Source organism: Streptomyces sp. NPDC002580 (assembly GCF_042889485.1).
In the GTDB taxonomy this organism is placed as follows: Bacteria; Actinomycetota; Actinomycetes; order Streptomycetales; family Streptomycetaceae; genus Streptomyces.
This window is the reverse complement of the sequence record NZ_JBIAQZ010000006.1, coordinates 173081-185168: the sequence shown is the minus strand read 5'-3', so window position 1 is coordinate 185168 and position 12088 is coordinate 173081. Positions and strand designations below refer to the sequence as shown.

The 12088-nt window shown below is 70.5% G+C and carries 7 protein-coding genes; 5 read left to right on the top strand and 2 right to left on the bottom strand.

Going from position 1 to position 12088, the window contains the following annotated elements; all coding sequences use genetic code 11:
* Positions 1-262: 262 nt before the first annotated feature.
* Both ACFYW7_RS20075 and metH read right to left on the bottom strand, forming a co-directional pair.
* Complete coding sequence (locus ACFYW7_RS20075; RefSeq protein ID WP_389504060.1) at positions 263-964, bottom strand: HAD family hydrolase; 702 nt, start codon at positions 962-964, stop codon at positions 263-265.
* Positions 965-1105: 141 nt separating this feature from the next.
* Positions 1106-4633, bottom strand: a complete 3528-nt coding sequence (gene metH, locus ACFYW7_RS20070) for a methionine synthase (protein WP_389504058.1) — start codon at positions 4631-4633, stop codon at positions 1106-1108.
* Positions 4634-4901: 268 nt separating this feature from the next.
* Here metH and ACFYW7_RS20065 point away from each other — a divergent pair, with 268 nt between their 5' ends.
* The 5 genes from ACFYW7_RS20065 (at position 4902) to ACFYW7_RS20045 (ending at position 11886) form a co-directional block, all read left to right on the top strand.
* Positions 4902-5666 carry an IclR family transcriptional regulator gene (locus tag ACFYW7_RS20065; protein ID WP_389504056.1) on the top strand — a complete coding sequence of 255 codons (765 nt, stop codon included), beginning with the start codon at positions 4902-4904 and terminating at the stop codon, positions 5664-5666.
* A gap of 351 nt (positions 5667-6017) precedes the next feature.
* A complete protein-coding gene (locus ACFYW7_RS20060; protein WP_389504054.1) occupies positions 6018-6806 on the top strand; it encodes an MIP/aquaporin family protein in 789 nt (262 codons plus the stop codon).
* Positions 6807-6922: 116 nt separating this feature from the next.
* The gene (glpK, locus tag ACFYW7_RS20055) at positions 6923-8461 is read left to right on the top strand and encodes a glycerol kinase GlpK (protein ID WP_389504052.1); all 1539 of its coding nucleotides are present in this window, start codon (positions 6923-6925) and stop codon (positions 8459-8461) included.
* 19 nt (positions 8462-8480) lie between these two features.
* Positions 8481-10097, top strand: coding sequence for an FAD-dependent oxidoreductase (locus tag ACFYW7_RS20050; RefSeq protein ID WP_389504050.1), 1617 nt, complete (start codon positions 8481-8483; stop codon positions 10095-10097).
* 538 nt (positions 10098-10635) lie between these two features.
* Positions 10636-11886, top strand: coding sequence for a PAC2 family protein (locus ACFYW7_RS20045; protein ID WP_389504048.1), 1251 nt, complete (start codon positions 10636-10638; stop codon positions 11884-11886).
* Positions 11887-12088 lie beyond the last annotated feature (202 nt).

Below are 12088 nucleotides of genomic sequence, written 5' to 3'. Positions count from 1 at the left end.
AGCGTTCCATCAATCGGGACACAAGGGCGCGTCCTGCACTGACGAATGGGGGGTGAAAGCACAAGTCGGTCGCCCTGTCGACCTTGCGTCACGTGATGAACCTCACAGCATGAACTCGATTGGTGAGTACCGGAATTCAGCCATCCGCCCGATATCGATTTTCGGAGGGCCGTCGCCCGCGATTACCACAGCGAGCGACCGGAGTCTCCCCGCGTTCGGCGCACCACACAGGGCGACCGGAAGGCATACGTTCGGTGAATGCCTAGCTCGTTTCCGTCATCAGACGGTGCAGAAAGGGCAGGTCGACCTCTTCCAGGGAGGCGACGACCGTGCGGCGGGCCGCCGGGGCGATGGGCGCGACCGAGGGAACGGCGATGACCTGGCAGCCGGCGGCCTCGGCGGAGGCGACTCCGGTCGAGGTGTCCTCGATGACGGCGCATCGGGACGGTTCGGCGCCGAGCCCCGAGGCCGCGAGCAGATAGGGGTCGGGGAACGGCTTGGTCCGCTCCACCTCGTCACCCGCGACGGTCAGCGCGAAGAAGTGGGAGCCGATCGAGCCCAGCACCCGGTCGATGATCCGCCGGTGCGAGGCGGAGACCAGCGCGGTGGGGATCTCGTGCGCCGCGAGCTCGGCGAGGAGCCTGGCCGCGCCCGGCATCAGGGGCAGGGAGCGGCCGATGCGCTCCTCGAACCCGTCGTTGAGCAGCAAGGTCACCTCGGCCAGCGTGATGTCGGCTCCGGTGGCCTCGATGAGGAAGCCGGCGCTGCGGGTCATCGGACCGCCGACGACGACATGGCGCCAGGAGTCGTCCAGCGCGTGGCCGAGGGCCTTGAAGACCTCGACCTCCACGTCCCACCAGAACCCCTCGGTGTCCACCAGGGTTCCGTCCATGTCGAGGAGCACGGCCTGCAGGGCTGAGCCTTCGGCCGTACGAGTTCCGAGCGCGGGGACCGTACTGGTCATCCTGGCGCACCTCCTTGAGGGACGATCAGGCCGGTCGCCCCTTTTTGCGCCAAAGGGCAACCGGCCTGCGGTGGACCGATCAGTGTACGACTTATCCGATCAGTGTGCTCATTGACGCGCTTTACCGGCGCGTCGGGGCACTCACCGTGCGTTGAAGTACGTCGCCTCCGGGTGGTGGATCACGATCGCGTCGGTCGACTGCTCCGGGTGGAGCTGGAACTCCTCGGAGAGGTGGACGCCGATCCGCTCCGGCTGGAGCAGGTCGGCGATCTTGGCGCGGTCCGCCAGGTCGGGGCAGGCCCCGTAGCCGAGGGAGAAGCGGGCGCCGCGGTACTTCAGGGCGAACATGTCCTCGATCTCGGACGGGTCCTCGCCGGCGAAGCCCAGCTCGGAGCGCACCCGCGCGTGCCAGTACTCGGCGAGGGCCTCGGCCAGCTGGACGGACAGGCCGTGCAGTTCGAGGTAGTCGCGGTAGGCGTTGGACTCGAAGAGCCTGGCGGTCTCCTCGCCGATCCGGGATCCGACCGTGACGACCTGGAGGCCGACCACGTCGGTCTCCCCCGACTCCTCGGGGCGGAAGTAGTCGGCCAGACACAGGCGGCGGCCGCGGCGCTGACGCGGGAACGTGAACCGGGTCCGCTCGTTGCCCTGCTCGTCCAGGATGATCAGGTCGTCGTCCTTGGAGACGCACGGGAAGTAGCCGTAGACCACGGCCGCCTCCAGCAGGTTGTCGGTCTGGAGCTTGTCCAGCAGCCCGCGCAGCCGCGGCCGGCCCTCGGTCTCGACCAGCTGCTCGTACGTCGGACCGTCGCCGGCGCGCGCCTGCTTGAGACCCCACTGGCCCTTGAACAGGGCGCCCTCGTCCAGCCAGGAGGCGTACTCCTTGAGCTGGATCCCCTTGATCACGCGGGTGCCGGAGAAGGGCGGCTTCGGAACCGGGTGGTCGATGGAGACGTCGGAGCGGACGTGGCCCTCCTCGGGGCGCTCCTCGACGACCACGTCGGCGGTGGCCCGCACCCGGCGCTGCTTGAGTTCGGGCAGGACCGCGCCGGGCACTCCGCGTTTGACGCCGATCAGGGCGTCCATCAGGCGCAGGCCCTCGAAGGCGTCGCGGGCGTAGCGGACCTCGCCCTGGTAGATGTCGTGGAGGTCCTGTTCGACATAAGCCCTGGTCAGGGCGGCGCCGCCGAGGATGACGGGGTAGTCGGCGGAGAGGCCGCGCTGGTTGAGCTCCTCCAGGTTCTCCTTCATGATCACGGTGGATTTGACCAGGAGTCCGGACATGCCGATGACGTCGGCGCGGTGTTCGGCGGCGGCGTCCAGGATCGCGGAGACCGGCTGCTTGATGCCGAGGTTGACGACGTTGTAGCCGTTGTTGGACAAGATGATGTCGACGAGGTTCTTGCCGATGTCGTGGACGTCCCCGCGCACCGTGGCCAGCACGATGGTGCCCTTGCCCTCCGCGTCCGACTTCTCCATGTGCGGTTCCAGGTAGGCGACGGCCGTCTTCATCACCTCGGCGGACTGGAGCACGAACGGCAGCTGCATCTGGCCGGAGCCGAACAGCTCGCCGACCACCTTCATGCCGTCCAGCAGCGTCTCGTTGACGATGTCCAGTGCCGGCCGGTCCTGGAGGGCCTCGGCGAGGTCGGCCTCCAGGCCGTTCTTCTCGCCGTCGATGATCCGCCGCTTGAGCCGCTCGTCCAGCGGCAGGGCGGCCAGTTCCTCGGCCTTGCCCGCCTTCAGCGACTTCGTGGTCGCCCCCTCGAACAGCGCCATCAGCTTCTGCAGCGGGTCATAACCCTCCGCCCTGCGGTCGTGGATCAGATCGAGGGCGGTGGTGACCTCCTCCTCGCTGAACCGGGCGATCGGCAGGATCTTCGAGGCGTGCACGATCGCCGAGTCCAGGCCCGCCTTGACGCACTCGTCCAGGAAGACGGAGTTGAGCAGGATCCGGGCGGCCGGGTTCAGACCGAAGGAAATGTTGGACAGGCCGAGGGTGGTCTGCACGTCCGGGCGGCGGCGCTTGAGCTCACGGATCGCCTCGATCGTCGCGATGCCGTCCTTGCGGGACTCCTCCTGACCGGTGCAGATGGTGAAGGTCAGGCAGTCGATGAGGATGTCGCACTCATGGATGCCCCAGTTGCCCGTCAGGTCGTCGATGAGCCGCTCGGCGATCGCCACCTTCGTCTCGACGGTGCGGGCCTGGCCCTCCTCGTCGATGGTCAGCGCGATCAGCGCCGCCCCGTGCTCCCGCGCCAGACCGGTGACCTTCGCGAACCGCGACTCCGGACCGTCACCGTCCTCGTAGTTCACCGAGTTCAGAACCGCACGACCCCCCAGGCGCTCCAAACCGGCGCGGAGCACCGGGACCTCGGTGGAGTCCAGCACGATCGGCAGCGTGGAGGCGGTCGCGAAACGGCCGGCCAGCTCGTCCATGTCGGCCGCCCCGTCCCGCCCGACGTAGTCCACACACAGGTCGAGCATGTGCGCGCCCTCGCGGATCTGGTCCCGCGCCATCTCGACACAGTCGTCCCAGCGCCCCTCCAGCATCGCCTCACGGAACTTCTTCGAACCGTTGGCGTTGGTGCGCTCACCGATCGCCATGTAGGCGGTGTCCTGCCGGAACGGAACACTCTGGTACAGGGAGGCGGCACCCGGCTCCGGACGCGGCTCACGCCCGGCGGGCGTGAGCCCGTTCACCCGCTCCACCACCTGCCGCAGATGCTCCGGCGTCGTACCGCAACAACCACCGATGAGAGAGAGACCGTAGTCGCGGACGAAGTGCTCCTGGGCGTCGGCCAGCCCCTCGGCGTCGAGCGGGAAGTGGGCTCCGTCCTTCGTCAGGATCGGCAGACCCGCGTTCGGCATGCACAGCAGCGGGATGCGGGAGTGCCGGGTGAGGTAGCGCAGGTGCTCGCTCATCTCGGCGGGGCCGGTCGAGCAGTTCAGGCCGATCATGTCGATGCCGAGGGGCTCCAGCGCGGTCAGCGCGGCGCCGATCTCGGAGCCCAGCAGCATGGTGCCGGTCGTCTCGAAGGCCATCGACACGAGGAGGGGGACCTGGACGCCGGTCGCGTCCATCGCGCGGCGCGCGCCGAGGATCGAGGACTTCGTCTGGAGCAGGTCCTGGGTGGTCTCCACGATCAGCGCGTCGGCGCCGCCGGCGAGCAGGCCCTCGGCGTTGGCCTGGAAGCCGTCGCGCAGCGTGCCGTAGGAGACGTGGCCGAGGGTCGGCAGCTTCGTCCCCGGGCCGATCGAGCCGAGGACCCAGCGCTGGCGGCCGTCGCGGGCGTCGAACTCGTCGGCGACCTCGCGGGCCAGCCGGGCCCCGGCCTCCGACAGTTCGTGGACGCGCTCCGCGATGTCATACTCGGCCATCGCCGAGTGGTTCGCCCCGAAGGTGTTGGTCTCCACGCAGTCGACGCCGACGGCGAAGTAGGCCTCGTGGACGGAGCGGACGATGTCGGGGCGGGTGACGTTGAGGATCTCGTTGCAGCCTTCGAGGTTCTCGAAGTCCTCCAGCGTCGGGTCCTGCGCCTGAAGCATCGTGCCCATCGCACCGTCGGCCACCACCACGCGGGTGGCGAGTGCTTCTCGGAGTGCGTCGGTTCGCCTGCGGCCTTCGGAGAGACCGGACGAAAGGGACGGGTTCGGCAACGAGGCCATGAAGGTGCTCCCTGGAGTGCGACGGCTGTCGGCTTTGCGCTTCCCATGGAAAGCGCACGCCGTCAGGGTAGCCCGGAGCAGTGCCGATCAGTCATGGGCGTCCACGGGCCGGACGGGTGTGGCGCGGGTGACGGCGGCGTGGAGTGGTCCGGAACATGGGGTGACCACCCATTGGCGGGAGCTCGGTAACGACCGGTAGTGTTCGACATTGCCGAACGGCAGCGGTCATCGCACGCCGGCGGTCGAAGGGGACGGAGGCAGCACGGCGATGGCACGGAACATCCAGTCGCTCGAGCGGGCGGCGGCGATGCTGCGGCTGCTCGCGGGCGGCGAGCGACAGCTCGGCCTGTCGGACATCGCCTCCTCGCTGGGTCTGGCCAAGGGTACGGCCCATGGAATCCTGCGCACCCTCCAGCACGAGGGGTTCGTCGAGCAGGACGCGACCTCCGGGCGCTACCAGCTGGGCGCCGAGCTCCTGCGCCTCGGCACCACCTACCTCGACGTCCACGAACTACGGGCGCGCGCCCTGGTGTGGACCGACGACCTGGCCCGCTCCAGCGGTGAGAGCGTCTATCTGGGCGTGCTGCACCAGCAGGGCGTCCTGATCGTGCACCATGTCTTCCGGCCGGACGACAGCCGCCAGGTCCTGGAGGTCGGGGCGATGCAGCCGCTGCACTCCACCGCGCTGGGCAAGGTGCTCTCGGCCTACGACCCGGTGGCGCACAGCGAGGTCCTGGAGGTCGACCGCAAGGCGTTCACGCCCCGCACCATCAGCGAACTGGACCAGTTCGAGGGCGTCCTCGACGTGACCCGCGCGCGGGGGTACGCGGACGACGTCGAGGAGACGTGGACGGGCGTCGCCTCGGTCGCCGCCCCGATCCACAACCGGCGGCGGATGCCGGTCGGCGCGGTGGGCATCACGGGAGCCGTGGAGCGGGTCTGCAAGGACGGGGAGCTGCGCCCCGACCTGATCGCGGCCGTCCGGGACTGCGCCCGCGCGGTGTCGCGGGACCTGGGCGCCGGGCGGTTCTGACCCCGGCCCCGGGGCTCATGGGGGACGAAGGCCGGGAAGCGGACGCTTCCCGGCCTTCGTCATGCCCAAGACCCGCGGGAACGCGTCCCGCACGCCCGTGGACCTGCGACGACGCGTCGACGGCGCACGGCGGTCAGTAACGATCGCGCTTTCGGCAACCGGACCCTTGACGAGCTGGTAATACGGGAGCAAGACTCCCGTCCATCGGTCGACATTGTCGAACACCTACCGGCAATAGGCGTTAGGGTGTGGCAATGCCAGGACCGAGATCGCTCTCACTCCCCGAGAGCACGAACCACCGGTGGGACCCGGGGTTCGGCTTCCCCTGGACGAAGGACAAAGGAGTCGCGGGTGTCCAGCTCCGACATCTTCATCGGCGAGACCATCGGTACCGCCGTACTCATCCTGCTCGGCGGTGGCGTGTGCGCCGCCGTCACACTGAAGGCCTCCAAGGCGCGTGGCGCCGGGTGGCTCGCCATCGCCTTCGGGTGGGGCTTCGCGGTCATGACCGCGGTCTACATCTCGGCGCCGCTCTCCGGCGCCCACCTCAACCCGGCCGTGACACTCGCGCTCGCGATCAAGGACGACGACTACAGCAACCTCGCCACCTACTGGGGCGGGCAGCTGCTCGGCGCCATGATCGGCGCGGCACTGGTCTGGGTCGTCTACTACGGCCAGTTCCTCGCCCACCTCACCGACAGCGAGATCGTCGGGGGCCCCGAGGAGCAGACCACGAAGTCCGTCGAGGCCCAGGAGAAGGGCGCGGGCCCCGTGCTCGGCATCTTCTCCACCGGCCCCGAGATCCGGAACGCCGTGCAGAACCTGGCCACCGAGATCATCGGCACGGTCGTCCTGATCCTCGCGATCCTCACGCAGGGTCTGAACAACAACGGCGACGGCCTGGGCGTCCTGGGCGCCCTGATCACCTCGTTCGTGGTGGTCGGCATCGGCCTCTCGCTCGGTGGCCCCACCGGCTACGCGATCAACCCGGCCCGTGACCTCGGTCCGCGCATCGTGCACGCCCTGCTCCCCCTGCCCAACAAGGGTGGTTCGGACTGGAGCTACGCCTGGATACCGGTCGTCGGCCCGCTCATCGGCGGCGCGATCGCAGCAGGCATTTACAACGTCGCCTTCGCTTAGGAGCCCCCGCTCCAGCACGCTTGGAAGCCACGGCCCATGAGCCGCGAGCCGCACAGCACCGCCTTGAAGCACCGCGCCGTAGACAGCCCCTCTCCCACGGACACCAGGAGCACACCGTGACCGACGCACACACCGCCGGCCCCTTCATCGCCGCGATCGACCAGGGCACCACCTCGTCCCGCTGCATCGTCTTCGACCGCGACGGGCGCATCGTCTCCGTCGACCAGAAGGAGCACGAGCAGATCTTCCCGAAGCCGGGCTGGGTCGAGCACGACGCCGCCGAGATCTGGACCAACGTCCAGGAGGTCGTCGCCGGAGCCGTCTCGAAGGCCGGCATCACCCGCGAGGACATCAAGGCCATCGGCATCACCAACCAGCGTGAGACCACGCTGCTGTGGGACAAGAACACCGGTGAGCCCGTCCACAACGCCCTCGTCTGGCAGGACACCCGCACCGACGCCCTCTGCCGGGAGCTCGGCCGCAACGTCGGACAGGACCGCTTCCGCCGCGAGACCGGCCTGCCGCTCGCGTCGTACTTCGCCGGACCCAAGGCCCGCTGGCTCCTCGACAACGTCGAGGGCCTGCGCGAGCGCGCCGAGGCCGGGGACATCCTCTTCGGCACCATGGACACCTGGGTCATCTGGAACCTGACCGGCGGGGTGAACGGCGGCAAGCACGTCACCGACGTCACCAACGCCTCCCGCACCATGCTGATGAACCTGCACACCCTCGCGTGGGACGAGAAGATCGCCGAGTCCATCGGCGTTCCGCTGGCGATGCTGCCCGAGATCCGCTCCTCCGCCGAGGTGTACGGCGAGGTCACCGGCGGCCCGCTCGGCGACCTGCTCGGCGGCATCCCGGTCGCCTCCGCGCTCGGCGACCAGCAGGCGGCCCTCTTCGGCCAGACCTGTTTCTCCGAGGGCGAGGCCAAGTCCACGTACGGCACCGGCACGTTCATGCTGATGAACACCGGTGACAAGATCATCAACTCCTACTCGGGCCTGCTGACCACGGTCGGCTACCGGATCGGCGACCAGGAGCCGGTCTACGCCCTGGAAGGCTCCATCGCCGTCACCGGTTCGCTGGTGCAGTGGATGCGCGACCAGATGGGCCTGATCAAGTCCGCCGCCGAGATCGAGACGCTCGCGTCCTCGGTCGAGGACAACGGCGGCGCGTACTTCGTACCGGCCTTCTCCGGTCTGTTCGCCCCGTACTGGCGTCCCGACGCCCGCGGTGTGATCACCGGCCTGACCCGGTACGTGACCAAGGCGCACATCGCGCGCGCCGTCCTGGAGGCCACCGCCTGGCAGACCCGCGAGATCAGCGACGCCATGACCAAGGACTCCGGCGTCGAGCTCACGGCGCTCAAGGTCGACGGCGGCATGACCTCCAACAACCTGCTGATGCAGACCCTGGCCGACGTCCTGGACGCCCCCGTGGTGCGCCCGATGGTCGCCGAGACCACCTGCCTCGGTGCCGCCTACGCCGCCGGTCTGGCCGTCGGCTTCTGGACCAACACCGAGGACCTGCGCGCCAACTGGCGCCGGGCCGCGGAATGGACCCCCAACATGGACGCGGACGTCCGCGACCGTGAGTACAAGAGCTGGCTCAAGGCCGTCGAGCGGACCATGGGCTGGATCGAAGACGAGAACTGACGAGGAGTAAGAACCCGCAATGACCAGCCAGTCCACCCTGCAGTCCGTGCCTGCCCTCGGTACGCACCCGGCCTCCGGCTCCAACCCGAGCCGCGCCGAGGCCCGGGAGCAGCTTTCCAAGGCGACGTACGACCTCCTCGTCATCGGCGGCGGCATCCTGGGCATCTCCACCGCCTGGCACGCCGCGCAGTCCGGGCTGCGGGTGGCCCTGGTCGACGCCGGCGACTTCGCCGGCGCCACCTCCTCCGCCTCCTCCAAGCTCCTCCACGGCGGTCTGCGCTACCTGCAGACCGGCGCGGTGAAGCTGGTGGCGGAGAACCACTTCGAGCGCCGTGCGGTCAGCCGCCAGGTGGCCCCCCACCTGGCGAACCCGCTCACGTTCTACCTCCCCGTGTACAAGGGCGGGCCGCACGGCGCGGCGAAGCTCGGGGCGGGCGTCTTCGCCTACTCCGCCCTGTCGGCCTTCGGTGACGGCGTGGGACACCTGCTCAGCCCCTCCAAGGCCGCGCAGGACGTGCCCGAGCTGCGCACCGACAACCTCAAGGCCGTCGCCGTGTACGGCGACGACCAGATGAACGACTCCCGGATGGCCCTCATGACGGTCCGCGCGGCCGTCGAGTCGGGCGCCGCGGTCCTCAACCACGCCGAGGTCACGGGTCTGCGCTTCACCCGCGGCCGGGTGACCGGCGCGGAGCTGCGGGACCGGCTGTCCGGCGACGAGTTCGGCGTGAGCGCCCGGCTCGTGCTGAACGCGACCGGCCCCTGGGTCGACCACCTGCGCAAGCTGGAGGACCCGAACGCGGCCCCCTCCATCCGGCTGTCCAAGGGCGCGCACCTGGTCCTGAAGCGGACCTCCCCGTGGAAGGCCGCGCTGGCCACCCCGATCGACAAGTACCGCATCACCTTCGCCCTCCCCTGGGAGGACATGCTGCTGCTCGGCACCACCGACGAGGAGTACGAGGGGGACCCGGCGGACGTCTCGGTCACCGAGAGGGACACGGCCCAGATACTCGACGAGGCCGCGTTCTCCATCCGCGACCAGCAGCTCTCCCGTGATCTGATCACGTACTCCTTCGCCGGTCTGCGGGTGCTGCCGGGCGGCCCCGGCGACACGTCGAAGGCCAAGCGGGAGACGGTCGTCACGGAGGGCCGCGGCGGGATGCTGTCCGTCGCGGGCGGCAAGTGGACCACCTTCCGGCACATCGGCCGTACGGTCATGAAGAAGCTGGAGGCGCTGCCGGGCCGGCCGCTGGGCGAGGACTTCGAGCCGGTCTCCGAGCTGCCGAGGAGGATGCCGCTCCCCGGGGTCGCCAACCCGCGTGCGGTGGAGCACCGTCTCCTGGTCGACGGTCCGGCGCCGGGTCCGCGCATGGCCGCCGACACCGCCAGGCACCTGGCCACCCACTACGGTTCGCTGGCCTTCGACATCGCCCGGCTGGCGAACGAGAACCCCGCTCTGGGGGAGCGTGTCCACCCGGACGCCCCCGAGATCTGGGCGCAGGTCGTCTACGCCCGGGACAACGAGTGGGCCGAGACGGCGGACGACGTGCTGCGCCGCCGTACGACGCTGACGATCCGCGGTCTCGCCACGGACGACGTCCGCGGCCGGGTGCAGGAGCTGCTCGACGACAAGTAGGCGTCCGCGGCCGGGTGCGGGGCGGCTCCCACGGGGGGTGCCGCCCCGCACGCGTGTGCCGACGCGGGCGGGCCGGGGCACGAGCGGGCGCGCCTGCCGGAACCGGAGTCCGGGCGCGGCCCGCCGAAACCGCGCCGCGCCCGGAACACCGGCGGGCCGAGGGGACCTTCCCGCCGGGGTCGGCCCCGGCGACGGCGGTGGGCCGACGGCGGGCGTCCGGCCGGGCCGGTCCCGTCCCGGCCGGACCCGCTCGGCGGACACCCGGCCGCGGAGGAACCGGCCGTCCGCGATCCGGAGTTGCGGCGCGCGGGGTACGGGTGCGGGTGCGGGTACGGGGCAACCTCCTCGGTCCGTACGCGGGTTGACCTCCGGCGGTGCGGGTGGCCGCACGGTGGTCCGGGGTGCCGACGAAGCGTGTTTCCGGGGCTCCGACGGGGCAGTGATCCGTTCACTCCCCCGTGCAAGGGGGCTGCGGAGGCCCCCTCGGCACGCCGTAAGGTTGAGGCGTACGCGAGGGCACATCGGAAGGAGGCGCTGGGTGATCGAGCTGGAGGGGGTTCCCGAGCTGATCGACCCAGTCATGGTGGCCGCGTTCGAAGGCTGGAACGACGCCGGCGACGCCGCCTCCACCGCGGTCGCGCACCTGGACAGGGAATGGAAGGGCGAGGTGTTCGCGGCGCTGGACGCCGAGGACTACTACGACTTCCAGGTGAACCGTCCGACCGTGTGGCTGGACGACGGTGTACGCAAGATCACCTGGCCCACCACCCGGCTGTCGGTGGTCCGGGTCGGCGGTGCCAAGCCGCGCGATCTCGTGCTGGTCCGGGGCATCGAGCCGTCGATGCGCTGGCGCTCGTTCTGCAACGAACTGCTCGGCTTCGCGCACGAGCTGGGCGTGGAACTGGTGGTGATCATGGGGGCGCTGCTCGGCGACACCCCGCACACCCGTCCGGTTCCGGTGAGCGGAGTCACCTCCGACGCCGACCTGGCCCGCACGATGGACCTGGAGGAGACCAAGTACGAGGGCCCCACGGGCATCGTCGGCATCCTCCAGGAGGCGTGCACGCACGCGGGCGTACCGGCCGTGTCCCTGTGGGCGGCCGTACCGCACTACGTGTCCCAGCCGCCCAACCCGAAGGCGACCCTGGCTCTGCTCAACCGCCTGGAGGACCTGATCGACCTGCGCATCCCCCTGGGCGAGCTGCCCGAGGACGCGCGTGCCTGGCAGCTGGGCGTCGACCAGCTGGCCGCCGAGGACAGCGAAGTCGCCGAGTACGTCCAGACGCTGGAGGAGGCCCGGGACACCGCCGAGCTGCCGGAGGCGTCGGGCGAGGCGATCGCCCGCGAGTTCGAGCGCTATCTGCGCCGCAGGGACGGCGGCGGTACGGCTCCCGGAGCCGGGAGTCTCGGACCGGAGGGCGGAGAGCCGGCCTCGTATCTCCGCGACACCCCCGGCGGCCGTACGCGACCGCCCGTGTCGCAGCGCCCCGAGTCCGACGCGGGGCAGGCCACCGGGTCGGACGGGGAGCCGCGGAAGGCGGCGGAGCCGGACGAGGCCGCCGACGGGACCACCGGCGCGGATGCGCCGGGCCGCAAGTCCCGTTCCAAGGGCTCCAAGCGCGCCAAGGGTTCCAAGAGCCCAAAGGATTCCCCGGACTCCCCCGGAGCGCCGGGGACGCCGGGCTCCGCGGGGACATCGGATCCCTCGGGCTCCTCCGACTCCACGGGCCCCTCCGGCTCCACGGGGTCGTCCAGTTCCTCCGACTCCTCGGACTCCTCCGAGGAGTGAGCGCGCGGGGGCGGCGGCACCGGCCGCGCCCGCCGTCCTCGGCCGACCGGACCGTCCCTCCGCCGGTGGAGCTCCGGCTCCCGGGCCCGCCGGTCCGCTTCCCCTGCCCGCCGCTCCGGTGCGCACGGTGAAGCCCGCGTCGCGGCGAGCGGGTGCGCCGTCGGCGGCGATGCGGCCTGCGCGCACGGCGGGTCGGCACCGG

Bases quoted from the DNA above. Each gene is read 5' to 3' on its own strand.
- metH (WP_389504058.1), bottom strand. From the start codon at position 4,633: ATGGCCTCGTTGCCGAACCCGTCCCTTTCGTCCGGTCTCTCCGAAGGC.
- ACFYW7_RS20050 (WP_389504050.1), top strand. From the start codon at position 8,481: ATGACCAGCCAGTCCACCCTGCAGTCCGTGCCTGCCCTCGGTACGCAC.
- ACFYW7_RS20075 (WP_389504060.1), bottom strand. From the start codon at position 964: ATGACCAGTACGGTCCCCGCGCTCGGAACTCGTACGGCCGAAGGCTCA.
- ACFYW7_RS20065 (WP_389504056.1), top strand. From the start codon at position 4,902: ATGGCACGGAACATCCAGTCGCTCGAGCGGGCGGCGGCGATGCTGCGG.